Below are 24,013 nucleotides of genomic sequence, written 5' to 3' on the forward strand. Positions count from 1 at the left end.
GGGCCGGATTTTCCCCCGTCAGCCACGCGAAGCCTGCGAAGGCCCCACGCTGCGTGCGAATGCTGCCGAAAGCAACAGCGCCAGCAGCGCCCCAGGCGCAACCACGCGGCCGATGGACGACAGCGCCGGAATGTCCGAAATCGCGATCAGCCCGAACGACACCACGGTCGTCAGGTTGGCCAGCATCAGCGACGCCAGCGTGTCCTCGTCGGCCCGCCCGGTGGTGCGCAGCTGGTCGAAGAACAGCGCGTAGTTGGATCCCACCGCCACGATCAGCAGCAGCCCCACCAGATGCAGGATGCCCAGCGCCGCCTGCAGCACGGCCATTCCCCCGAGCGTGAGCACCACCGCGAACACCAGCGGCTGGCAAACGGCCAGCAGCCGGCGCCACGAACGCAGGTAGATGCCGAGCAACAGCACCACCGCCAGCGCGCCGAGCAGCACCTGCACGAAGGCCTCGTGCAGGTAGCGCTGGTACAGGCTCGCAAGTTCGCGGCCGACGTCGACCACCTGCACTTCAGGCAGGCCGGCCAGCGCCGCTTCCAGACGGCCCTGATCGAACTTGGCGCCCGGATGCAGCACGACCAGCGTGCCCCAGCCGCCGCCCGGGCGCTGGTACATCAGCGTGTTCAGGACCGAGCCGAGCGGCCCGGCGGCCAGTTCGGCGCGCTGCACCAGTGGCAGCTTGCGCGCAGCCTCGATGTCGGCCAGGAACGGTCCGAGCCGCGAAGCCGGCAGCGGCATGCCCTTGGTTGCCTCTGCCAAGTTGGCGCGCAGCGTTTCGGCGTCCGGCAGGGCTGCGATGCGCGCGGTCTGCACTTCCACGCTGGGCAGCACGCGGGTGACCGTTTCGTAGCCGACGAGTTCGCCCTGATCCACCAGCGCATCGAGCCGCTGCGCCGCCGCCTCGGTGTTGCGCAGCGCGGCCTGCTCGTCGTCGCCATAGGCGACCACCAGCACGCCACCGTCGCTCGCGCCGATGTCGTTGCGCAGCATTTCGTCCAGCTGCTGGGCTGCCTTGGGCACCGGGCTCATCGCGCCAAGATCGGCGCGCCACAGATGGCCGCCCTGCCACAGCACCAATGCCAATGCCGCCACCCCCAGCGCGGCCAGAGGCCAGCGCAGGCGCGGCAGGCCGCGCACCAGCGCGCCGGCCATTTGCGCCATGTACTTGCGCATGCCCATGCCGGTGGCACCGTCGGGCGCGAGCATCGGCAGCACGTAACGCGTAGCCAGTGCGGCCGCAACAAGGCCTGCAATGGAGAACACACCCAGCTGCGCCAGCCCCGGAAAACCCGAGAACACCAGCGCCGCAAAGCCGCACACCGAGGTCAGCAGCCCGAGCCGAACGGTCGGCCAGTTCAGGTCGCGCCAACGCTGCCAGCCGGTGCCGGCCACGGCGGCGCCACGCGCCTGGATGAGGTAGTAGATGGCGTAGTCGACCGTCTCCCCGATCAGCGTGCTGCCGAAACCCAGTGTGAGGCCGTGCACCGAGCCGAACACCAGACTCACGCTCGCGGTGCCGATCACCACGCCCGTGGCCACGGGCAGGAAGGCGATAACCAGCGCGCGCGGTGATGCAAAGGCCAGCAACAGCAGCCCGCCCATCACGATGCCGCCCACCACCGCGAGGTGGATCGCTTCGGTCTTGATCTTGTCGCGGCTCATCACCGAGAACACGGGCGGACCGCTCAGCAGCAGCTTGGGCGCGGTTGCGCCCATGTCGCGCGTCGCGGCCGCGTAGGCGGCGTGCACGCGCGCAATGGCGATGGCCTGCGCGTCGAGGTCGCTGCCGGCAGCGCGCGTGGTGGCGACCATCAGCGCGCGCGGCGCGGTGCGCGACATCCACACGCCGTCCTCGCTGCGCGGCGCGCTGGCGGGCGTCAGCTCCATGGCAATGCGCTGCGTCTCGCCGGTCGGGTCGCGATCAAGGAGGGGCTTGATCACGTTGCCGGCAGGCGTGCCCAGCATCGACAGCGTTTCATTGATCGCGTCGCGCAAGCCCTCGGCAGTGAACTGCCCGGGCGTGACACCGGGCGACAGCTGGTAGCGGTGTTGGAGTACCCAGTTTCCCGCCTCGCTCCAGTCGCCGACGTCGCCGTTCTGGATCAGGTCGAAGAGCTTGCTCTCGCGCATGTCCTTTGCGACCGCGCGCGACACCGCGGCGCGCTGCTCGGCGCTGCCGCCCTCGATGCCCAGCATCAGCGTGCGCGAGGCGACGCCGCTTTGCAGCTGCTCGATCAGCACGCGCTGGCGCACATCCGGGCTCTTGGGCAGAAAGGCCGAGAGGTCGGCGCCGATCTGCGTGCGCGCGATGACCACGGCGCCGCACACCAGCACCAGCAGCCACGCCAGCAGCACGATCGCCCTGCGCCGCCAGCCCGGCGGGCCGCCCGCCTGCTGCTGTGGCGTCACGGCGTGGTGCGTCCGGTGGCGCCGGACGGAGCCGCGTTGGCTGGCGCGGGTGCTGTCGCGCCCGGCGTGATGTTCATGGCCGAGCGGTCACCGCCGACGAACTCCATCTCGAGCCCCAGCACGTCGCTCGCGCGGCCGCTGATGCGGATGCTGCGCACCTGCGCGGCCAGCCGGCTGTCCATCGGCACGAGGTCGAGCGTCCACTTGGCAGCGGAGCCCGACACGGTGCTGCGGAAATAGCGCTGCAGCGTGGCGCCGTCGCCGGTCAGCGTGCCTCGCATGGCTTCGACCAGGCCGAGCAGCTCGGGCATGCTGTCGAGCGCCAGCGTGCGGTTGCGGCCGCCGCGCGACAACGTCAGCGTGTTGCCCTCGACCGCCATGGTCTCGACGCGCGGCGACAGCGTGCGGCGCACCAGCTTGTCGGGCGCATCGAAGCTCAGCGTACCGCTGGCGTCGAGCGGGCCTTCCAGGCCGTGCACGAAGCGCTGTTCGGTGAAACGGGCCTCCCCGCTCTTCTGCTTGGCCAGCAGCGTCATCAGCTCGGGCAGGTCGAACGCCGCCCAGGCCGGCACGGCGCAAAAGGCCAGTGCGAGCACGCATGCCCTGCAAAGCCAGTCAAGCCGCATCTTCGAGCCAGAAATCATGGAAATTGAACCAGTTGTAGGGATACGCGCGGCACAGCGCTTCGAGGCGTGCCACATAGGCTTCGACGGCAGCACGAATGCGCGCTTCGCGCTCCGCGGGGCTGCAAACCGGCTCGCCGAAGTCGGCCAGCGGGTCGAATCGCACGTCATAGCGGGCACCGCCGCCGTAGAGCCCGGCCATGAAGAACACCTTGCGACGCAGCAAGGCCGCCAGGCGGAAAGGACCATCGTTGAAAACTGCGGGCTGCCCGAGGAACGGCAGCACGATGTTGTTGCCGCGCTGATGCGCGGGCTGCTCTTCGCTGCCCGGCAGCGTGCGGTCGGCCAGCATGCCGCCCAGGCCGCCGCCGTCGAGCCAGTCGCGCAGGGCCAGCATCGAATGCGGCCGGCCCAACGCGATGACGTGCGGCCGCAGCTCGGGCACGGCAATGGTGTTGAGGACAGCCGTGATGCGCTGCGCGTTGTCCGGGTACATCAGCATCGCCAGGCGCAGGTTGCACTGGTGCGTCTGCTGCTTGCAGGCGCCGAGCACCTCGAAGCTGCCGATGTGGGCGCCGAGCAGAAAGGCTCCCCGCCCTCGCGCGATCTCGGCATCGATCGGTGCATTGCCCTCGATGCCGACCTTGAACAGGTCCAGGCGCCCACGCAGGAAATACACGCGATCGAGCACCGTCGAGGCAAAGGCGTGCAGCAGGCGGAAGCCGTCGACCCAACCCGCCTGCGGACCGATGGCCCGGAACAGGTAGCGCTTGATGTGCCGGCGCTGCGCCGGCGCGAACAGCAGGAAGTACAGGGCAATCGGCGGCAGCAGGAGGCGCGTGACGTGGCGTCCGCACACAAGCGCCATGAAAACGATGAACCGCAGCGCCAGCATGTTGCTGCGCTCGGGCGCACGGGCCCAGTCGCCGCTTTCGCCGCGCTCGCCTTTCGGTGCCGCCTGCCCTGCCCTGGTTGCCTCTTTCACGGCGCGCGCCTCGACATCGGTGTGCTTCATCACGCGGACTCTTGCACGGCCGTCCAGCGGCCCGTGACAGCCACCACGCCGTCGCAACGCACGTCGAAACGCACGCCGCGACCGGGCCCGGCTTCCGGATGCAGCTCGATGGACAGCGCGGCGCCGGGCCGCACGGGCGCCAGGAACTTGGCCGCGGCGAGCGTGGGATGCGCGCCCAGCCGAGCCACCAGGGCCGGCACGCGGCGAATGGCCTCCATGACCTCGGCCAGCACCAGCGCGCCCGGCAGCAGCGGCTGCCCCGGGAAATGACCGGCAAACACGGGGTGGTCAGCTGGCACCACGTGGGCCATCTGCACCGATGTGTCGTCTTCCGCTAGCTGCGCCAGCGCAAATTCGCGCAGCGCCCGCACGGTGAGCTTGCCCGTGCCTTCGCGCGGGAAGGCCTTGACCTGCACCACGCGGCGCGGCACGAACACGGGTTCGAGCCGCTGCCGCAGGGCCGCGATGATGTCGCCCGCCGACAGAGTGGGCGCCACCACGAAGGCCACCGGCCGCACGACACCGTCGGCCACCTCGTCGGGCAGCCAGAAGGCGCCGTCGTCCACGCCGGGAATGCTGTTCAGGTGAAAGTTCAGGTGCGCCAGCGAACTGCGCCGGCCCGCCACGTGGATCAGGTCGTTGGCCCGGCCGAACAGGCGAAAGCGGCGCTCGTCCAGCAGTTCGAGCACGTCGGCCATGGGCGTGGGCTCGGGAATGAAGTCGCCGCTGAAGATGAAGCGCTCGGGGCTACCGTCCGCCGAAGGCTCGGCGTGCACGCGGATCTCGCCGAATGTCTCCCAGATCTCGTTGTCGGTGGTGCGGCGCGTGGCGACCTGCCCCGACTCGGTACTGCCGTAGATTTCGAGCAGCACGCCGCCCATCGCCTGCTCTGCCTGCTGCGCGAGTTGCGGCGACAGCGGCGCGGTGGCCGACAGGATCAGGTCGACCGGCGGCAGCTCGATGCCCGAGAGCAGCAATGTCTTGAGATGGAACGGCGTGGTCACCAGCGCGCGGGGGCGCGGCACCGAGGCCAGCGTCTTCGCCACATCGGCCGGGAAAAACGGCCGGCCGCTTTCGAAGGCCGCGCCGCCCAGCATTGCCAGCAGCACCGACGACTCGAGCCCGTAGCTGTGCTGCACCGGCACGGTCGCGACCAGCGTCAGGCCTTCCAGCGTGGGGCGCTCGAGCACACGGCACAGCCGTTTCACGGCCACCGCGACGTCGCCCACCAGCGTGCCCCAGGTCTTGGCGTGCGGCTGCGGCACGCCGGTCGAGCCGGAGGTCAGCAGGCTGGCGGCGTGCATGGCTGCGTCGATCTGCGGCACGGGGGCCTCAGAGCTCGCGCGGCTTTGGCTGTTCTCGATCAGCACGCGCTGCATGCCTGGCGTTTGCTGCTTCAGATCGTCGGTGAGCGCAAAAAGACGTGAGCCACCGGACTCGAGCAGGCGCGCGAGCGTGTCGGGCCGCGCGTCGGGCGGCAGCAGGCTGGCATGGCCGCGCACCAGCGCCGCGCCCAGGCTCACGGCAAAGGCATAGCGGTCTACGCAGAGATTGACGGCGGAGCCCTCGCCCGGAAGCTCGGGCGCGAAGCGGGCCACGTCGGCCAGGAACTGCCGCGTGCTCACGGGCACGCCGGCGCGCCAGGCCAGGATGGAATCTGGGTCTCGGTCGGTGAGCAGTGGCAGGAAACGGGTATCTGTCGTCACGCGGGCGGCGCCTGTGTCATTGGCCGCCGGGGCTGGTGTCCACCGACGATGTGCCATAGAACGCGCGCACCGCATCCACGAGGCGCGTGCGTTCGAATTCGGGATGCAGCCGGTAGCGCACAAAGTGCTCGCCCACGAAGAGCAGCGTCACCATCACGGGCGACAGCACATTGGCGAACAGCGACCAGTCGGAAAACGGCCTTGTCAGGTAGATGAGGATCGACGCCAGCACCGTCAGCGCGAAGAAGCCGGTCCAGATGCGCGTGAGCTGCGTGGTGTAGGACAGCATGTGCCCCTTGAGCGGGTGCACCCGCTGCGCGAACTGCGTGATCAGCGGCAGGCCCCGGCCGCGCAGCGTGGAGCCGAACCAGCCGCACAGCGCGGCGTTGATGGCCACGTGCTGCAGCACGTACAAGCGGTTGGGATCGCCTGCCTCACCCAGGAAGACGAGCGAGAAGCCGCCCACGCCCAGGACGGCCACGGCGGCAAGGCCCCAGCGACCGAACCAGCTGGCGGCAAGGCCCATGGCAGCGAGCCAGAGCGGCCCGAGCAACACCACGACCGCCCACGGTTCCGTCGCATGGAACAGCGTCATCCAGTGGGACAGGCCGGCATACGCCACGCCTGCCACCAGAAGGAGTGCTATTCGCCATCGCGACATGGGATCAGGAAACCACGCGATGCTGGGCGACGTGGGTCGCGAGCGTACGCAGCGACTGGAAAATCTGCTGGTTGCGTTCGTCGTCGGAACGCAGCTGGAAACCATAGCGGCGCGAGACTTCGAGCGCTACTTCGAGGATGTCGATCGAATCGAGCCCGAGGCCTTCGCCATAGAGCGGGTCGGTCGGCACGATGTCCTCGGGGGCCACTTCGAGATTCAGCGCGTTCACGAGCAGCACGGCCAGCTCTTTTTCGATCGGCGACTGTTCGGAGGCATCGCCAGTGGCGGGAATGGGGGGCTGAGCAGTCGATGACAAAAAAACCTCCTAAAACTTTTTCCTGAACTACCGTGCGGGCCGTGGATTATAGGAGTGCCGCTTGATTAGACTGCCCGCTTCGATACGACCGGAGCGCCCCATGGCCGACCCACTTCTGATCGCACGGCACGACGCCATCGAGTGCAGCCTTCTCCCCAGCCTGGCCAATCGCCATGGCCTGATCACCGGCGCCACCGGCACCGGCAAGACAGTCACCCTGCAGACCATCGCCGAAAAGCTCTCCGCCATCGGCGTGCCGGTGTTCATGGCCGACGTCAAGGGCGACCTGACCGGTATCAGTCAAAAGGGTGCCATCGGCGGCAAACTGGCTGCGACCCTCAAGGAACGGGGCATCGAGCTGCCCGAGCCCTCCGCCTGCCCCGTCACGGTGTGGGACGTGTTCGGCGAACAGGGCCACCCGGTGCGCGCCACCGTCTCCGACATGGGCCCGCTGCTGCTGGGCCGCATGCTCGACGTGAACGAAACACAGGCCGGCGTGCTGAACCTCGTGTTCAAGATCGCCGACGACAACGGCCTGCTGCTGCTCGACCTGAAAGACCTGCGCGCCATGCTGCAGTACGTGGGCGAAAACAGCAGCCAGTTCACCACCCAGTACGGCAACATCAGCGCCGCCAGCGTGGGCGCCATCCAGCGCGGCCTGTTGCAGATCGAAACCCAGGGCGGCGACAAGTTCTTCGGCGAGCCGATGCTCAACATCGCCGACTTCATGCAGACCGTGGGCGGCAAGGGGGTCGTCAACATCCTCGCGGCCGACAAGCTCATGAACTCGCCGCGCCTGTACGCCACCTTCCTGCTGTGGATGCTGTCCGAGCTGTTCGAGCAGCTGCCCGAAATCGGCGACCCCGAGCAGCCCAAGCTGGCCTTTTTCTTCGACGAGGCCCACCTGCTGTTCAACGAGGCGCCCAAGGCGTTGGTGGAACGCATCGAGCTGGTGGTGCGGCTGGTGCGCTCCAAGGGCGTGGGCGTGTATTTCGTTACGCAGAACCCGCTGGACATCCCTGACACGGTGCTGGCCCAGCTGGGCAATCGCGTGCAGCACGCGCTGCGCGCCTTCACGCCGCGCGACCAGAAGGCCGTGAAGGCGGCCGCCAGCACCATGCGCCAGAAGCCGGGCCTCGACATCGAGACCGCCATCACCGAGCTCGCGGTTGGCGAGGCGCTGGTGAGCTTCCTCGACGAAAAGGGCCGCCCGAGCGTGACCGAGCGCGTGTTCGTGCTGCCGCCCGGCAGCCAGCTCGGCCCCATCACGCCCGACCAGCGCAAGGCACTGATCGCCGGCTCGCTCGTCGCCGGTGTCTACGAGAAAACGGTAGACCGCGAATCGGCCTACGAAAAGCTCAAGGGCCGCGCCGACAGCGCACCCGACGCACCGGCAGCAACGCTGCCCGGCGGCAAGGATGCGGCGGAGGCCTCCGGCTCCGGCATGGGCGGCATGCTCAACGACATGCTCTTCGGCACCACCGGCCCGCGCGGCGCGAAGCACGACGGCCTGGTGCAGACCATGGCCAAGTCGGCGGTGCGCACCATGGGTACGTCTGTTGGCAAGGAAATCCTGCGCGGCGTGCTCGGCGGGATCTTCGGCTCGAAGAAGCGTTGACTTGACCGGCCCAGGGCCTCTGCCGGCGCGCTACCAGCGCAGCAGGCGTGGCCCGAGCACGGCACCAACCAGCACCGGCACAGCGATCCCGCTCACATACCAGACCGCAAGGAACGGCGCGGTCAGCTCCATGCAGTGCAGCGCGTAGACCGCCGCGCCAATGCCCCCGGCAAGCGCCCCTGCCGCAGCCCCGGCCAGCGCCGGCCGCGTGGGCGCCATTCCCTTGAGCGCCACCATCGTGGCCGCGAACACCGGCAGCGCCATCAGCCCGATGCTCAGTGCGCAGACGCGCCATGACTGCCCCATCAGCGAGGGCATGCGCTCCTCTGCCGGCACGGTGAACCAGGCGATCACCGCCAGCACCCACACCGCGAGCACGGGCAGCACCGCGCCCACCCAGGTGCGCCGCGGCTTGACGCCCGGCCGCGCAAGCCGCTCCACGGCCACGAAGCCAGCCGCTGCGATGCACAAGGGAAACAGCACCTTGACCCAGAACATCGGCCAGAACATGGCCTGCACGATGTCGCGCCGCATGCCGTACTCGCCGAACAGGATCAGGAGCGAGAACGGCAAACCCAGCAGCACCGCCAGCCAGATGCGTCGGCTGGCACGGCGGCGCGGCACGGCCACCTCGCCGCTCGCCAGCATCGCGACCAGATCGTCGGTCTTCATTCCGCACCTCCCCAGCTGTTGCCGAACCGGGCGGCCAGCGCCTTGAGCCCCCGGTGAATGCCGACCTTGACCGCCGACTCCGACATGCCTGTCAGACTCGCGGTCTCGGCAACCGACAGGCCTTCGATCTTCACGTGCACGATCGGCAGCCGCTGGCGCTCGGGCAGGGTTTCGAGCAGGCCGCCGAGGTCGCGCTTCGCATCGCTGGCCTCTTCGGCTGATTCGGCGAACACGGCCAGGTCGTCGTCCAGCGGATCATGCAGGTCTTCGCGGACCGACTTGGCGCGCAGCAGATCGATCATCTTGTAGCGCGCAATCGCATGCACCCAGGCCGTCAGCGGCTGGTCGCTCTGGTAGGTGTGGCGCTGGTTGTGCATGGCGAGCAGGCATTCCTGGACGAGGTCTTCCACTTCATCGGGCCAGCCAAAAAGGCGCTTGCCCAGAAAGGCGCGCAGGTGCGCGCTGAGTCGCTGCAGGAAGTCGCGGTAGGCCTTCGCGTCGCCGTCGAGGCCGCGAAGGAACAGGCTGCGCAGCGCCGCTTCCGCGTCGCTCGGGTTCGTCCTGCTGCCTACGGTGTTTCGTTCCATCGGGCTGGCTGGTTACAGCCTTGTCGAAAAAAGTTCCGGTGGATTGTGCCGCGAGCGGCGGCCGGCCCCGGACCGGAGCCTCAAGACACCCGCGCCGGCGTATCCACCACGAGGCCGACGGCCTCCTTCACGCACTGCTCGATGATCGGGCCGCTCTTGCTCCTGATCTTGTCCACGTCCTGCAGATCCGACACAGTGGCGTCCTTCATGACGCCATCGGCCGCGCAGGTGCACAGCTTGGTGAGCTCCTCCTGCGATTTGTTCCCGCGCGATCCGGCGCTCTTGACGCAGCTGTCGATGAAGCTCGTCCTGAAGTTGGTCTTGAAGGCGGAATCGAAGCCCTGCGAGAAGCCTTCGGTGGCCTTGTCGCAGGCAGACAGGCTCAAGGCGAGAAATACACAGAGAAGCGTGCGCATTGATTTCCTCCAGCAAAAGATGTTGTGGGTGCGGTCCGTCCACTCGCATTGTTGTTCAACATCCGCGGACCGCCGAAGCGCGCTGCAACCAAGGGCGCGCCCTCGCTTGCCAGCCGCACAAGTGATCGGTACATTGCATTTTTTGAGGGCTACCAATGTCTGCAGACAGCACAACGATCCCTTCCACCCCGGGCGGTGTCACGCCCCTCCCCCCACTTCATCCCTCGTCGTCGACCGGCCACATCCGGCTGACTTCGCATGCCGGCGGCTTCGGTGCGCTGCCCATTCACTGGGGCGCGGCCACTGCAACCGAGCGCGGACCGGTAGTCGGCACCACCACCAAGCGGGCGCATCGCAACGTGATCGGCACGCACAGCGGCTCCTACAGCGTGTACCGCGCGCTGGCAGTGGCGGCCGGGGCGCTCAAGCGCGAGCACAAGGCCGACCTCACCAACACCGCGCCCACCGACGTGATCGGGCCCTATCCGCAGTGGAGCGAGCCGGGGCGCATCGTGTCGCTGGACCCGTGGGGCGCACTGGTGGCGGATGTGTTCTCCACCGAGCTGGCGGCGGGCTACGACATCCGCCCGACCATCGCGATCACCAAGGCGCATGTGATCCTGCCCGAGGTCATCGAGGCGCTGCAAAGCGGCCGCCTGAAGGCCGACGGCCATTTCCTCACCACCGGCGGCGCCGCGATGGTGACCAAGGCCGCCATCGAACCCGTGTGGTACCTGCCCGAGGTGGCGCGCCGCTTCGGCTGCTCCGAGACCGACCTGCGCCGCACGCTGTTCGAGGAAACCGGCGGCATGTACCCCGAGCTGGTCACGCGCTCCGACCTCGAAGTGTTCCTGCCGCCCATCGGCGGGCAAACGCTCTACATCTTCGGCAACCCGCGCGACCTGGCCAACCCCGAGGTCGAGCTCACCGCGCGCATCCACGACGAGTGCAACGGCTCGGACGTGTTCGGCTCCGACATCTGCACCTGCCGGCCCTACCTGACGCATGCCATCGAGGAGTGCATCCAGGGCGCGCAGCGCGGCGGCGTCGGCCTCATCGCCTATTCGCGCAAGGAAGGCCGCGCGCTCGGCGAAGTCACCAAGTTCCTGGTCTACAACGCGCGCAAGCGCCAGGTGGGCGGCGACACGGCCGACCAGTATTTCGCGCGCACCGAATGCGTGGCCGGCGTGCAGGACATGCGCTTCCAGGAGCTGATGCCCGACGTCTTCCACTGGCTGGGCATCAAGAAGATCCATCGGCTCGTGTCGATGAGCAACATGAAGTTCGACGCGATCACCGGCTCGGGCATCGAGATCGGCGAACGCGTGAACATTCCCGACGCGCTGATTCCGGCCGACGCCCGCGTCGAGATGGACGCCAAGATGGCCGCCGGCTATTTCACGCCCGGCCCTGTGCCGGACGCCGAGGAACTGAAGAAGGCCAAGGGCCGGGGATTGAGCGAATGAGCAACCGCAACAGCGACGACAAGAACATGCCCGTCGACGGCTCCGGCAGCCTGCCGCCGGGCGGCGCGGGCAAGGTCGATCCGTCCATCGAATTCACTGCCGACACCGCGCACCCGGCCGGCGCGGCCAGCCTGCTGCGCACCACCGCCGCCATCCGCCAGCGCGCGGGCGCCCTGCTGGCACGCGCACGCCGGGGCGAATCGCAGTGGTTCCGCATCGGAAGCGACAACACGCTCGAAGACGCGGCGCGCACCGTCGCCGAGGTCACGCGCGAGCGCTATCCGTGGGACACCATCCCGTACCACAGCCGCTGGCGCCATTTCGAGGCCGGCGGCGTCAATCGCCTTGAAGAACTCGACGCATTGCTGGGCGAATGCGACGCCCGCCAGCGCGCCCGGGCCCACATCGACCTGGTGCTCGTGAGCGTGCTGCTCGACGCCGGCGCCGGCCCCGACTGGCACTACACCGAATCGGCCACCGGCGAGCGCTTCACGCGTTCCGAAGGGCTGGGCGTGGCGAGCTACCACGCGTTCATGAGCGGGCTTTTCTCGTCCGACCCAAACCATCCCTACCAGGCCGATGCGGCCGGCCTGCGCGGCCTGGTCACCGACCGGCTCGGCGACGCCTTCCAGGTCAGCGAGGTGAATCCGCTGGTCGGCCTGGCGGGCCGCACCACACTGCTGCGCCGGCTCGGAGAAGCCATGAGCGAGCAGCCCGAGACCTTCGGCGACGACGGCCGGCCCGGGGGCCTGTTCGACGCGCTGGTCGGCCCCTACGGCCCGGCCGCGCCGCCCACTGCGGAGATCACCGCGCACCAGATCCTCTCGCTGCTGCTCGAAACGCTCTCCCGCATCTGGCCCTCGGCCAATGCCGTCGACAGCATCGCGGCCGACGGCAGCGACAGCGCGGGCGGCATCGGCTCCGGCGACCCGGCGCTGGCGCTGGGCGACTGCTGGCGCCACAGCGCGGTGCGCGGCCCCGGCCTCACCAACGGCTGGATGCCCTTTCACAAGCTCTCGCAGTGGCTCACGTATTCGCTGCTCGAACCCTTCGAATGGGCCGGCGTGAAGGTGCGCCACCTCGACGCGCTCACCGCCCTGCCCGAGTACCGCAACGGCGGCCTGCTGATCGACAGCGGGGTGATCGTGCCGAAGGACCCGGCGTTTCTCACCCGCCGCTGGAAGGCCAGTGACGAATTCATCGTCGAATGGCGCGCGCTCACCGTGGCGCTGCTCGACGAAGTGGCGCCGCGCGTGCGCAAGGTTCTCGACCGCACCGAGGAAGAGCTCCCGCTGGCCTGCGTGCTCGAAGGCGGCACCTGGGCCGCGGGCCGGGCGCTGGCACAACGCTTGCGTGACGGTGCTCCGCCTCTGCTGATCGAGAGCGACGGCACCGTCTTTTAGACTCCTGGGTTCAGCAGCAACGATAGAAAAAATCCAATGAGCAACGTCCACCTCGTCAACCACCCCCTCGTCCAGCACAAGCTCACGCTGATGCGCCGCAAGGATGCGTCCACCAACAGCTTCCGCCGGCTCCTCAACGAAATCAGCATGCTGATGGCCTATGAGGTCACGCGCGACATGCCGATGCAGGACATCGAGGTCGAAACCCCGCTCGAGACCATGCAGGCCAAGGTCATCGACGGCAAGAAGCTGGTGCTGGTATCCATTCTTCGCGCCGGCACCGGCATCCTGGACGGCATGCTCACAGTGGTGCCCGGCGCCCGCGTCGGCCACATCGGCCTGTACCGCGACCCGAAGACGCTGACGGCCGTCGAGTACTACTTCAAGATGCCCGGCGAGATGGAGAACCGCGACGTGATCGTGGTCGACCCGATGCTGGCCACCGGCAACTCGGCCGTGGCCGCGGTCGAGCGCCTGAAGGAGCTCAACCCCAAGTCGATCAAGTTCGTCTGCCTGCTGACCTGCCCCGAAGGCGTAGCGACGATGCAGAAGGCCCACCCGGATGTGCCGATCTACACCGCCGCGATCGACCGCGAGTTGAACAGCCACGGCTACATCCTGCCGGGTCTGGGCGACGCAGGCGACCGCATCTTCGGCACCAAGTAACGCCCCGGCGTCCGATTGAAGGGCGCCGCGCTGCCCCCGGCAGCGACAAGAAGATTTCCATACCTCGAGGAGAAGCACCGTGACAGCACGCCGCCAGTTGATCATCCGTTCCGTCGCCATTGCCGTAGCACTTGCGGCCGGCGCGCCCGGCCTTGCGCTCGCGCAGGCCAAGCTGAAGGTGGCGGCGGTGTACACCGTGCCGTTCGAGCAGCAATGGGTGGGCCGCATCCACAAGGCGCTGAAGGCGGCCGAGGCGCGCGGCGAGATCGAATACAAGGCCACCGAGAACGTCAGCAACGCCGACTACGAACGCGTGATGCGCGAGTACGCCACGGCCGGCAACCAGCTGATCCTCGGCGAGGTGTTCGGCGTAGAAGCTGCGGCACGCAAGGTCGCGAAAGACTTTCCGAAGGTCGCCTTCCTGATGGGCTCGTCGCTCAAGCCGCAGGCGCCCAACTTCAGCGTGTTCGACAACTACATCCAGGAGCCGGCCTACCTGAGCGGCATGGTGGCCGGCGGCATGACGAAGAGCAATCGCATCGGCATGGTCGGCGGCTTCCCGATTCCGGAGGTCAACCGGCTGATGAACGCGTTCATGGCCGGCGCGAAGGAAACGAATCCGAAGGTCGAGTTCAGCGTGAGCTTCATCAACAGCTGGTTCGACCCGCCGAAGGCCAAGGAAGCGGCCTTCGCCATGATCGACAAGGGCGCGGACGTGATGTACGCCGAGCGCTTCGGCGTCTCTGACGCAGCCAAGGAAAAGGGCAAGCTCGCCATCGGCAACGTGATCGACACCCAGAGCCAGTACCCCGACACGGTGGTCGCCTCGGCCCTGTGGAATTTCGAGCCCGCGGCCGACCGCGCGATCAAGCTCGTGAAGGAAGGCAAGTTCGCGGCCGAAGACTACGGCGTGTACGCGCAGATGAAGCACAAGGGTTCCGAACTGGCACCGCTGGGCACCTTCGAGAAGAAGGTGCCTGCCGACATCGTCGCCAAGGTGAAAGCCAAGCAGGCTGACATCCTCTCGGGCAAGTTCACCGTGAAGGTGGACGACGCGCAACCGAAGTCCACCGCAAAGTGAGCGCGCCGATGAAGATCCGCTGGGCTTCCCTTCTCGCGGCCGGCGTGCTGGCCCTTGGCCTCGCGGGCTGCGTCGGCGTCTACAAGGGCACTGGCGTCAGCATCAACAGCAGCACGCGCCTCGACGACACGCCGCGCATCGCGGTGCTGTCGGCCTTCGAGCCCGAGCTCAAGCTGTTGCTCACGCGCCTGCAAGGCCCGGCGAAGCACAGCGTGAACGGCGTGGAGTTCACCACCGGCACGCTCGAAGGCAAGCCCGTGGTGCTGTTCCTGTCGGGCATCAGCATGACGAACGCGACGATGAACACGCAGCTCGTGCTCAATCGCTTCCGCGTGACGAACATCGTGTTCAGCGGCATCGCGGGTGGCGTGAATCCGTCTCTGCATGTGGGCGACGTCACGGTGCCGGCGCAATGGGGCCAGTACCTCGAAGTGCTGATGGCGCGCGAAACCGCGCCCGGCAAGTACGCCGCGCCGCCCTTCATCACCGACGCCACGCTGCCCAACTTCGGCATGATGTTCCCGCGCCCGGTGGAGGTGCGCTCGGCCGCGCGTCCGGAGATCCAGCGCAAGTTCTGGTTCGAGGCCGATCCGAAGATGCTCGAGGTGGCACGCAGCATCCGCAACGTCGACCTGGCCAACTGCAGCGCCGGCAAGTGCCTGCCGCGCAAGCCCCAACTGGTAGTTGGCGGCAACGGCGTCTCGGGCCAGGCCTTCATGGACAACAAGGCCTACCGCGAATACACCTACAAGACCTTCCAGGCCAACGTGCTCGACATGGAAACCGCGGCCGTGGGCATGGTCGCCTACAGCAACGGCGTGCCGTACATCGCCTTCCGCTCGCTCAGCGACCTCGCAGGCGGCGGCGACGGCGAGAACGAGATGGGCACCTTCATGGGCATCGCGGCGGACAACTCCGCCAAGGTCATGCTGGCTTTCCTGGCTGCGTGGAAGTGACCCAGTCTTCTCTCCCTCCCACGGAGGGAGGAAGCGACGCCACCGTCCTGCGCCTCCAGGGCATCACCAAGCGCTTCGGCAGCCTCGTCGCCAACGACGCCATTTCCCTCGACCTGCAGGCCGGCGAAGTGCTGGCGCTGCTCGGCGAGAACGGCGCGGGCAAGTCGACGCTGATGTCGATTCTGTTCGGCCACTACGTCGCCGACGAAGGCAGCATCGAAGTCTTCGGCGCACCGCTGCCGCCAGGCAACCCCAAGGCCGCGCTCACTGCCGGCGTGGGCATGGTGCACCAGCACTTCACGCTGGCCGACAACCTCAGCGTGCTCGACAACGTGATGATGGGCACCGAGCCGCTGTGGCGGCCGGTGTCGCGCCGCGCGGCCGCACGCGCCCGGCTTCTCGACGTGGCCCAGCGCTTCGGGTTGCCGGTGCAGCCTGACGCGCAGATCGGCAGCCTGTCGGTCGGCGAGCGCCAGCGGGTGGAAATTCTCAAGGCGCTGTATCGCGGCGCACGCATCCTGATCCTCGACGAGCCGACCGCCGTGCTGACGCCACAGGAAAGCGAGGCACTGTTCGCCACGCTCGCGCAGATGGTGGCACAAGGGCTGTCGGTGATCTTCATCAGCCACAAGCTCGGCGAGGTGCTGCGCGTGTCGCACCGCATCGCCGTGCTGCGCGGCGGCAAGCTCGTGGCAGAGGCGCGCACGGCCGACACCACGCAGGCACAGCTGGCACTGTGGATGGTCGGGCATGCGGTCGATGCGCCGCAGCGGCGGCCAGCCAAGTCGGTGGGCGATGCCGTCTGCGTTCTCGACCACGTGAGCACCGCATCAGACAAGAACGGCGGGCAAGACCGGCTGCGCGAGGTGTCGCTGACGCTGCGCGCCGGCGAGATCACCGCCATCGCCGGTGTTTCCGGCAACGGGCAGGTGGCGCTGGCCGAGCTGCTGTGCGGCACACGCCGCGCCACGTCTGGCACGGCTCAACTGATGGGCCGCGCCTTGCCGCCCTCGCCCGCCCGGCTGGTGCAGCGCGGTGTCGCGCGCATTCCGGAAGACCGGCATGCCGTCGGCGTGGTCGGCGACCTGCCGGTGTGGGAGAACGCTGTGTCGGAGCGTCTGCACAGCCCGGTGTTCTCGCGCTGGTCGTGGATCGTGAAGCGCGCGGCCGCCCGCCTGCATGCGCGGCGCATCGAAAAGGCATTCGACGTGCGCGGCGCCGGCCTGATGGCGCCGGCCCGTTCGCTCTCCGGCGGGAACATGCAGAAACTGATTCTGGGCCGCGCCCTGCTGGCGCCCGAGCAGCCCGAAGCGGCCAAGGGCGACGACAACAAGAAGTACCCGAACCGCGCGCCGCGCCTGATCGTCGCGCACCAGCCGACCTGGGGCCTCGACATCGGCGCCGTGGCCTATGTGCAGCAGCAGCTCATTGCCGCGCGCGATGCCGGCGCGGCGGTGCTGGTGATTTCCGACGACCTCGACGAAGTGCTCGCGCTCGGCGACCGCGTGGCCGTGATGCATGGCGGCCATCTGGGCGAGGCACGCCCGGCCGCGGCCTGGACACGCGAAGCCATCGGGCTGGCAATGGCCGGCGCGACGGCTGCCCCCGCAAAGGGAGCCACGCCATGATGCGGCTCGAACGGCGCCACGAAACCTCGCGCACGGCGCTGGTGCTTGCGCCCATCGGCGCGGTCGTCTTCACCATGGCAGTCAGCGCCCTGCTCGTGCTGTGGGCCGGCGCGCCGGTCGGCCGCACCTACGCGCTGCTGCTGCAGGGCGGCTTCGGCTCGGTGTTCGCATGGAGCGAGACGCTGACGCGCGCGATCCCGCTGATCCTCACCGGGCTGGCCGCCACAGTCGCTTTCAAGGCGCGGCTCTTCAACATCGGCGCCGAGGGCCAGCTCTATGCCGGTGCGCTGGCGGCCGTCGCCGTGGGCGGCATGCATGGCGGCACGGGCTTCGAGCTGTCGCCGTGGGTACTGTTCCCGCTGATGATGCTGGCCGCCGCCGTGGCGGGTGCGCTGATGCTGCTGGGCCCGGCGCTGATGAAGAACAAGCTCGGCGTGGACGAAGTCGTCACCACGCTGCTGATCAACTTCATCGTGCTGCTGGGCGTGTCGGCGCTGCTCGACGGGCCGATGAAAGACCCCAGCGCCATGGGCTGGCCGCAGAGCGTGTCGCTGCAGTCCGATCTCGAACTCGGAAAGCTCATCGCGCAGACGCGCGTGCACACCGGGCTGCTGTGGGCCGTATCGCTCGCGGTGATGGTGTGGGCGGTCTTCAAGTACACGGTGCTGGGCTTCGACATCCGTGCCGTGGGTGCGAATGCGCGTGCCGCGGCCTTCGCTGGCGTGCCGGTGACGCGCACCGTGGTGATGGTGGCGCTGCTCTCGGGCGCGCTGGCCGGGCTGGCGGGCGCGATCGAGGTGGCGGGCCGCACGAGCTACGTCACGCTCGACATGTCGCCGGGCTATGGCTACACAGGCATCGTGATTGCGATGCTGGCAGGGCTGCATCCGCTGGGCGTGATCGCGGCTGCCGTGTTCGTTGCGGGCGTGCTGGTCGGTGCCGACACCATGAGCCGCGCGGTCGGCGTGCCCACGTACATCGCCGACGTGATCGTTGCCGCATCGCTGATCGCGGTGCTGGTGGCGACATTGCTGACGCAATACCGGGTGCGGATGAAGAAATGACGGACCTCCTCGACATCCTCGCCAACCCCGCCTTCTGGGTCGCGGTGCTGCGCATCGCCACGCCGCTGATTCTGGGCACGCTCGGCGTGCTGCTGTGCGAGCGCGCGGGCGTGCTCAACCTCGGCATCGAAGGGATCATGGTCGCGGGCGCCTTCACCGGCTGGCTCGCGGTGTATGCGGGCGCGCCGCTGTGGGTGGGCGTGGGCGTGGCTGCGCTCACGGGCATGGTGTTCGGGCTGCTGCATGCCTTTCTGACCGTCGGGCTTGCGCTGTCGCAGCATGTGTCGGGGCTGGGCATCACGCTGCTTGCCACCGCGCTCAGCTACTTCGGCTACCGCGTGAGCTTTCCGAAAGTGAACACGCCGCCGACCATCACGCCGTTTGCACCGATGGACTGGCTGCCGGTGCCGATCCTGAATGCGCAGACCGCGCTCACGCTGTTCGCGCTGCTGCTGGTGCCCGTGGTGGGCTGGGTGCTGTACCGCACGCCGCTCGGCCTCGCGCTGCGCATGGTTGGCGAGAACCCGCAGGCGGCCGAGAGCCAGGGCGTGTCGGTCGCAGCAACGCGCACCGGCGCCATCGTCGCGGGCTCCGCGCTGATGGGCGTGGCGGGCTCGTTCCTTACGCTGTCGGCCTTCAACGCCTTCTTCTTCAACATGGTGAACGGCCGCGGCTGGGTCTGCGTGGCGCTGGTGGTGTTCGCTTCGTGGCGGCCGGGCAAGGCGCTGATCGGCGCGCTGCTGTTCGCATTCTTCGACGCACTGCAGCTGCGGCTGCAACAATCGGGCGATGCCGTGCTGCCCTACCAGCTGTACCTGATGCTGCCCTACCTGCTGTCGATCCTGGCGCTGGTACTGGTGGCACGCAAGGCGAGCTATCCGCAGGCGCTGATGAAACCGTACCGCAAGGGGGAACGCTGATGATGACCACCCGGACCGCCACCGCCGCGCGAGGCGCCCTGCTCGCGGCGCTGCTGGCGCTGGGCGGCAACGGTGCTCATGCACTTGGCATGAACTACGGCTACGAGGCCTTCAGCACCGCCGATGCCGTGACCTGGGTGCAGATGTGCGGCACCTGGGGCAAGGACCACCAGGGCACCTACCGGGTGGTGCACGCCGAGCAGTACGCCCAGTCCTTCCTCTATGTGCAATGGATGACGCGCGACGCCAACGGCAGCCTGCGCGCCGAGCACACGGTGGCGATCGCCGAGCTCGACAACGACCATGCAGAAATCTCGCTGTCCGACCTCACCTGCCGCACCACGCCGCGCGGCATCGTGGTGACGGCCAAGGCCGACTCGGGGCACGACGAGAAGCTGCGCCGCGTGACCATCGAGGTCGGGCCTGCACCGGGGCAATACCGGTACCGGGCGCAGAACACGCGCTGAAGCGGCTCTCCGGCGGCGCTCAAAGCGGCCGAAAATACCGTTCAACCGATCACAGGGTCCCACGATGCTCGACCTCCTCATCACCAACGCCACCCTCCCTGACGGCCGCACCGGCATGTCGATTGCCGTCGAGGGCGGCCGTATCGCCGAAGTGACCGAAGGCCTCGTCGCCCCGGCGCACGAAACGCTCGATGTGCAAGGCCTGCTGCTCGCCCCCCACTTCGTCGACCCGCATTTCCACATGGACGCCACGCTCAGCTACGGCCTGCCGCGCGTCAACGAAAGCGGCACGCTGCTCGAAGGCATTGCGCTGTGGGGCGAGCTGAAGCCGCTGCTCACGGCCGATGCGTTGATCGAACGCGCGCTGGCCTACAGCGACTGGGCTGTGGCCAAGGGACTGCTGGCCGTGCGCTCCCATGTGGACACCAGCGACCCGAGCCTGCTGGCGGTCGACGCGCTGCTCGAGGTCAAGCGCCAGGTGGCGCCCTACCTCGATCTGCAACTGGTCGCCTTCCCGCAGGACGGCGTGTTGCGCTCCCCCGGCGGCGTCGAGAACCTGGAACGCGCGCTCGACAAGGGCGTGGACGTGGTCGGCGGCATTCCGCATTTCGAGCGCACCATGGCCGATGGTGCGGCCAGCGTGAAGCTGCTGTGCGAAATCGCGGCCGGACGGGGCAAGCTGGTCGACATGCATTGCGACGAGTCCGACGACCCGCTCTCGCGCCACATCGAGACGCTGGCCTTCGAGGCGCAGCGCCTCGGCCTCCAAGGCCGAGTGACCGGCTCGCACTGCACCTCGATGCACTCGATGGACAACTACTACGTGAGCAAGCTGCTGCCGCTGATCGCGCAGAGCGGCGTGGCCGTCATCGCAAACCCGCTCATCAACATCACGCTGCAGGGCCGCCACGACACCTACCCCAAACGCCGCGGCATGACGCGCGTGCCCGAGCTGATGGCCGCCGGGGTGAACGTGGCCTTCGGCCACGACTGCGTGATGGACCCGTGGTACGGCATGGGCTCGGGCGACATGCTCGAAGTGGCGCACATGGGCCTGCACGTGGCGCAGATGACCAGCCAGGCCGGCATTCGCCAGTGCTTCGAGGCGGTGACGACGAATGCGGCGCGCGTGATGCACCTGCAGGGTTACGGCATCGAGGCGGGCTGCGACGCGAGCTTCGTGCTGCTGCAGGCGCGCGATCCGGTCGAGGCGATCCGCCTGCGCGCCACGCGGCTCAAGGTGTTCCGCAAGGGGCGCTTGGTGGCCGAAACGCCTGCCGCCACGGCGAGCCTGCACCTCGCGGGACGCGACGCCGCAACGAGCTGGATGGCACCGAAGCGCGCCGGCTGAACGAGGCCGTCAGCCCGGCGGCAACGGCAGCCGCAGGCGTGCATGCAGGCCCTCGCCCGGGGGTGTCTCCAGTTCGAGCCGACCGCCATGCGCCTGCGCGATGCGCTGCACGATGGCCAGGCCGAGCCCCGCACCTGCCGTCCCGCCGCGATCCGCATTGCCACGGCGGAACGCCTGCTTGAGAGCATCCGCCTCGGCCGGGTCGATGCCGTCGCCGTGGTCGGCGACTTCGACAATCGCCTCCTGCCCCACCACGCGCGTCGACAGCGTGACCGGCGCCCGGCCGTGGCGCCAGGCGTTCTCGATCAGGTTGCCGATGGCGCGCTGCATGGCCTGCTGGCGCAGCGGCAGCGTGGGCACGCCGCCCAGCTGCAGCGCCATGGGCCGGCCATGGTCGGCGCTGGCCGAGCCCAGCGCCCGGGCCATGTCGTCGAGCGATGTCGGCACCGGCAGCTCGTCACCGTCGCCGCGCGCAAAGTCGAGGAACTGGCCGACGATGGCGTCCATTTCTTCCACGCTGCGCGTCATGCTGCTCACGAGCTCGGGCTCCATGCGGTCGCGCAATATTTCCACGCTCAGGCGCAGCTTGGTGAGCGGCGTGCGCAGGTCGTGCGAGATGCCGGCCAACATCAGGGCGCGCTCGCGCTCGGTCTGGCGCAGGCTGCCGACCAGTTGATTGAAGCTGCGGCTCACAGTCGCGACTTCGGTGGGACCGTCTTCGGGCAGCGGCATGGGCTCGCGGCCCGCCGCCAGCGTGTGCGCGGCCTCCACCACGCGCACCAGCGGCCGGTTGAGCCGGCGCTGGAACCAAAGCGCACCCGCCAGCGCGAGCAACGCGCTGCCTACAGATACCGCCACCAGCGCACCCGTGAATTCGCGCGCGGGCAAGAGGCCGGGCATCACGACCCAGTGATCGCTTCCATCGAGCGTGAGCCGCAGCGCCAGGCCGCCGTCGGGCTCGCGGCGCCACACGGCCTCCACGCCCTGGCTCGCGATGCGCGCCGACACCGAGCGCACGAAGCCGCGCTCCAGCGGCGTGAGCAGCACGCGCGGGCCGCGCGCCTTGTCGGCGCGGCCAGCCGTCGCCTGCTGGTTGAACCCGTCCACGAATGCCGGCCGCTGGGCCGGCGGCAGTGCCAGCATGCCCGCGCGGATGGCTGCCACGTTGCGCGCCACGCTCTCGGCAATCTGGTCGAGCCGTGGCTTGATGACCATCTCGCGCAACAGCAACCCGCCGCCAATCTGGCCCAGCGCGATGAGCAGCACGAGCAGCAGCGCGTTGCGCCCGAACAGGCTGCGTGGAAAGAGCTTCATGGCACGAACAGGTAACCCACGCCCCAGACCGTGCGGATGTGGCGCGGTTGCGCGGACTCGGCCTCGATGAGCTTGCGAAGACGCATGACCTGCACGTCGATGCTGCGGTCGGTGGCCTCGTGCTCGCGGCCGTGGGCCAGTTCGATCAGGCGCTCGCGGCCCAACGACCGGTTGGCGTTGAGCGCCAGCGCCTGGAGCAGCGAAAACTCACCGGTGGTCAGGGGGATGTCTTCTTTCGCGCCCTCCACCTCGCGCTCGAGGCGTCGCTCGCCGAGGTGCAGCGTGAAGGCGCCGAAGCGCACGCTTTCCTGCACCGGCGCCGGCCCGGTGTGCGCGCCCAGCATGCGCTGGCGCCGCACCAGCGCCTGGATGCGTGCCAGCAACTCGCGCGGGTTGAAGGGCTTCGGCAGGTAGTCGTCGGCGCCCATCTCGAGGCCGACGATGCGGTCGACCGGGTCGCCGCGCGCAGTCAGCATCAGGATTGGAATGGTCTCGCCCTGTGCGCGCAGCCGGCGGCACACAGCCAGGCCGTCTTCGCCGGGCATCATGACGTCGAGCACCAGCACGTCGAAGCGCTCGCGCGCGAGCAGCTTGTCGAGCGGCTGGGCGCTCTCGACAGTGCGCACGGCATAGCCCTGGTCGCCGAGGTAGCGCTGCAGCAGCGCGCGCAGGTCGGCTTCGTCGTCGGCAATCAGGATGCGGGCCAGCGCTTCGGTCATGCGGCGAATCGTAACGGCGGCTGCCTTGCCCGGTCGCGCGGGAATTCATGACAAACGATGACAGAGCCCCGGACGGGCGCTCACGGATTGTCATGAACGCACCGCGCTGCGCCATGGCTGGCTCACATCTCGCGGCCACAGTCGCTTTCACGGCTTCGCGAGGTGCGCAGCCGGCACCGCAAGGAGTCTTGAACATGAAGCGCGTTCTTTCCCTGTCCACTTCCGCCGCGCTGGCCGGCGTGCTGCTGGCGGCGGCCTTCACGGCCACCCAAGCTGGCGCGGCCAGCCGGCATGTCGTGCGGCCCAACGCCGCGGGTGGCACCACCGCCACGAACATGCGCGCGGTACGCGGGCCCGGCGGAGGCTATGCTGCCCGCGCCGGCACGACCTCGGTCAACCCCGACGGCTCGGCCAGCCACCGCAGTGGCTTCGCTGCAGCCGGCACGCGCGGCAGCGCAGAAAGCAGCGGCAGCGCGAGCCGCGACGCATCGGGCAACGTGACCCAGAGCCGCAGCACCACTGCCACCAGCGCCGCCACCGGCAACAGCGTGCAGAGCAGCACGAGCTACAACAGCGCCACCGGCCTGACGCACAGCGCCACCTGCTACAGCGCGGCCGGCGCGCTCATTCCCTGCCGTTGATGCAAGGGAGCGTGCCCATGACAACCCGCCACGTCCTGCCGCTGCTGCTCGCAGCCGTGTCCTTCGCCGCCTGCGCCCAGGCGCCCGATGCCGGCCGCGCCGAACAGATGCGCGCCGAGCTGCACAAGCGCTTCGGCGCCGCCGACACCAATGTCGATGGCCGTCTCACACGCGACGAAGCACGCGGCAAGATGCCGTGGGTCTACCGCAACTTCGACGCCATCGACAGCGCTCACACGGGCTCGGTGACGATGGCGCAGATCGAGGCCTATGCCGTGACCCAGCAACGCAGCAGCCGGCAGAAATAG

24 protein-coding genes are annotated in these 24,013 nt (G+C 68.6%); 13 read left to right on the top strand and 11 right to left on the bottom strand.

Annotation, left to right across the window (positions count from 1 at the left end):
• Positions 1-18: 18 nt before the first annotated feature.
• Genes ACN9MV_RS17540 through ACN9MV_RS17565 form a run of 6 tightly spaced genes read right to left on the bottom strand, consistent with a single transcriptional unit; the run spans position 19 to position 6,736 of the window.
• On the bottom strand, positions 19-2,415 hold the full coding sequence (locus ACN9MV_RS17540; RefSeq protein WP_097199165.1) for an MMPL family transporter: 2,397 nt from the start codon (positions 2,413-2,415) through the stop codon (positions 19-21).
• A complete protein-coding gene (locus ACN9MV_RS17545; protein WP_176928838.1) occupies positions 2,412-3,041 on the bottom strand; it encodes a LolA-related protein in 630 nt (209 codons plus the stop codon). Before ACN9MV_RS17545 ends, ACN9MV_RS17540 begins: the two co-directional genes overlap by 4 nt.
• On the bottom strand, positions 3,031-4,053 hold the full coding sequence (locus tag ACN9MV_RS17550; RefSeq protein ID WP_426388797.1) for an acyl-CoA synthetase: 1,023 nt from the start codon (positions 4,051-4,053) through the stop codon (positions 3,031-3,033). Before ACN9MV_RS17550 ends, ACN9MV_RS17545 begins: the two co-directional genes overlap by 11 nt.
• Positions 4,053-5,759: an AMP-binding protein gene (locus ACN9MV_RS17555; protein WP_426388798.1), complete on the bottom strand. Its 1,707-nt coding sequence runs from the start codon at positions 5,757-5,759 to the stop codon at positions 4,053-4,055. Before ACN9MV_RS17555 ends, ACN9MV_RS17550 begins: the two co-directional genes overlap by 1 nt.
• 16 nt (positions 5,760-5,775) lie before the next feature.
• A complete protein-coding gene (locus ACN9MV_RS17560; RefSeq protein ID WP_093073957.1) occupies positions 5,776-6,420 on the bottom strand; it encodes a hypothetical protein in 645 nt (214 codons plus the stop codon).
• Positions 6,421-6,424: 4 nt separating this feature from the next.
• Positions 6,425-6,736: a phosphopantetheine-binding protein gene (locus ACN9MV_RS17565; protein ID WP_093073955.1), complete on the bottom strand. Its 312-nt coding sequence runs from the start codon at positions 6,734-6,736 to the stop codon at positions 6,425-6,427.
• A gap of 100 nt (positions 6,737-6,836) precedes the next feature.
• Between ACN9MV_RS17565 and ACN9MV_RS17570 the strand changes: the two genes are divergently transcribed.
• Positions 6,837-8,354 (top strand): helicase HerA-like domain-containing protein, encoded by a 1,518-nt coding sequence (locus tag ACN9MV_RS17570; protein ID WP_426388800.1) that lies wholly within the window; start codon positions 6,837-6,839, stop codon positions 8,352-8,354.
• A 30-nt stretch (positions 8,355-8,384) separates the two neighbouring features.
• Here the strand turns inward: ACN9MV_RS17570 and ACN9MV_RS17575 are convergent, their stop codons facing one another.
• The 3 genes from ACN9MV_RS17575 to ACN9MV_RS17585 all read right to left on the bottom strand — a co-directional run bounded on the left by ACN9MV_RS17575 (position 8,385) and on the right by ACN9MV_RS17585 (position 10,029).
• Positions 8,385-9,026, bottom strand: a complete 642-nt coding sequence (locus ACN9MV_RS17575) for an NrsF family protein (protein ID WP_426388801.1) — start codon at positions 9,024-9,026, stop codon at positions 8,385-8,387.
• Positions 9,023-9,613, bottom strand: a complete 591-nt coding sequence (locus tag ACN9MV_RS17580; protein ID WP_426388802.1) for a sigma-70 family RNA polymerase sigma factor — start codon at positions 9,611-9,613, stop codon at positions 9,023-9,025. Before ACN9MV_RS17580 ends, ACN9MV_RS17575 begins: the two co-directional genes overlap by 4 nt.
• 80 nt (positions 9,614-9,693) lie before the next feature.
• On the bottom strand, positions 9,694-10,029 hold the full coding sequence (locus ACN9MV_RS17585; protein ID WP_143042606.1) for a hypothetical protein: 336 nt from the start codon (positions 10,027-10,029) through the stop codon (positions 9,694-9,696).
• 155 nt (positions 10,030-10,184) lie between these two features.
• Here ACN9MV_RS17585 and ACN9MV_RS17590 point away from each other — a divergent pair, with 155 nt between their 5' ends.
• The 10 genes from ACN9MV_RS17590 (at position 10,185) to ACN9MV_RS17635 (ending at position 21,031) form a co-directional block, all read left to right on the top strand.
• The gene (locus ACN9MV_RS17590) at positions 10,185-11,495 is read left to right on the top strand and encodes a GTP cyclohydrolase II (RefSeq protein WP_093056954.1); all 1,311 of its coding nucleotides are present in this window, start codon (positions 10,185-10,187) and stop codon (positions 11,493-11,495) included.
• The gene (locus ACN9MV_RS17595) at positions 11,492-12,898 is read left to right on the top strand and encodes a URC4/urg3 family protein (protein ID WP_097199162.1); all 1,407 of its coding nucleotides are present in this window, start codon (positions 11,492-11,494) and stop codon (positions 12,896-12,898) included. The genes ACN9MV_RS17590 and ACN9MV_RS17595 overlap by 4 nt, the downstream gene beginning before the upstream one ends.
• A 36-nt stretch (positions 12,899-12,934) precedes the next feature.
• Positions 12,935-13,564, top strand: coding sequence for a uracil phosphoribosyltransferase (gene upp / locus ACN9MV_RS17600; RefSeq protein WP_007837874.1), 630 nt, complete (start codon positions 12,935-12,937; stop codon positions 13,562-13,564).
• Positions 13,565-13,643: 79 nt separating this feature from the next.
• The gene (locus ACN9MV_RS17605; RefSeq protein WP_097199161.1) at positions 13,644-14,645 is read left to right on the top strand and encodes a BMP family protein; all 1,002 of its coding nucleotides are present in this window, start codon (positions 13,644-13,646) and stop codon (positions 14,643-14,645) included.
• An 8-nt stretch (positions 14,646-14,653) separates the two neighbouring features.
• Entirely contained in the window at positions 14,654-15,601 is a 948-nt protein-coding gene (locus tag ACN9MV_RS17610; RefSeq protein WP_426388804.1) for a 5'-methylthioadenosine/S-adenosylhomocysteine nucleosidase, read from the top strand.
• Positions 15,598-17,229 carry an ABC transporter ATP-binding protein gene (locus ACN9MV_RS17615; RefSeq protein WP_426388805.1) on the top strand — a complete coding sequence of 544 codons (1,632 nt, stop codon included), beginning with the start codon at positions 15,598-15,600 and terminating at the stop codon, positions 17,227-17,229. Before ACN9MV_RS17610 ends, ACN9MV_RS17615 begins: the two co-directional genes overlap by 4 nt.
• On the top strand, positions 17,229-18,293 hold the full coding sequence (locus ACN9MV_RS17620; protein WP_177142302.1) for an ABC transporter permease: 1,065 nt from the start codon (positions 17,229-17,231) through the stop codon (positions 18,291-18,293). The genes ACN9MV_RS17615 and ACN9MV_RS17620 overlap by 1 nt, the downstream gene beginning before the upstream one ends.
• Complete coding sequence (locus ACN9MV_RS17625) at positions 18,290-19,213, top strand: ABC transporter permease (RefSeq protein ID WP_426388806.1); 924 nt, start codon at positions 18,290-18,292, stop codon at positions 19,211-19,213. The genes ACN9MV_RS17620 and ACN9MV_RS17625 overlap by 4 nt, the downstream gene beginning before the upstream one ends.
• On the top strand, positions 19,213-19,680 hold the full coding sequence (locus ACN9MV_RS17630; RefSeq protein ID WP_371127384.1) for a hypothetical protein: 468 nt from the start codon (positions 19,213-19,215) through the stop codon (positions 19,678-19,680). The genes ACN9MV_RS17625 and ACN9MV_RS17630 overlap by 1 nt, the downstream gene beginning before the upstream one ends.
• 64 nt (positions 19,681-19,744) lie before the next feature.
• Positions 19,745-21,031: an amidohydrolase family protein gene (locus ACN9MV_RS17635; protein WP_426388807.1), complete on the top strand. Its 1,287-nt coding sequence runs from the start codon at positions 19,745-19,747 to the stop codon at positions 21,029-21,031.
• A 9-nt stretch (positions 21,032-21,040) separates the two neighbouring features.
• Here the strand turns inward: ACN9MV_RS17635 and ACN9MV_RS17640 are convergent, their stop codons facing one another.
• On the bottom strand, positions 21,041-22,345 hold the full coding sequence (locus ACN9MV_RS17640) for an ATP-binding protein (protein ID WP_426388809.1): 1,305 nt from the start codon (positions 22,343-22,345) through the stop codon (positions 21,041-21,043).
• Positions 22,342-23,064: a two-component system response regulator OmpR gene (gene ompR / locus ACN9MV_RS17645; protein WP_426388810.1), complete on the bottom strand. Its 723-nt coding sequence runs from the start codon at positions 23,062-23,064 to the stop codon at positions 22,342-22,344. The genes ACN9MV_RS17640 and ompR overlap by 4 nt, the downstream gene beginning before the upstream one ends.
• 194 nt (positions 23,065-23,258) lie before the next feature.
• Between ompR and ACN9MV_RS17650 the strand changes: the two genes are divergently transcribed.
• Both ACN9MV_RS17650 and ACN9MV_RS17655 read left to right on the top strand, forming a co-directional pair.
• Positions 23,259-23,705, top strand: a complete 447-nt coding sequence (locus ACN9MV_RS17650; RefSeq protein WP_426388812.1) for a hypothetical protein — start codon at positions 23,259-23,261, stop codon at positions 23,703-23,705.
• A 17-nt stretch (positions 23,706-23,722) separates the two neighbouring features.
• Entirely contained in the window at positions 23,723-24,013 is a 291-nt protein-coding gene (locus ACN9MV_RS17655) for an EF-hand domain-containing protein (RefSeq protein ID WP_307615126.1), read from the top strand.

Source organism: Variovorax sp. R-27 (genome assembly GCF_049913215.1).
Classification (GTDB): Bacteria; Pseudomonadota; Gammaproteobacteria; order Burkholderiales; family Burkholderiaceae_C; genus Variovorax.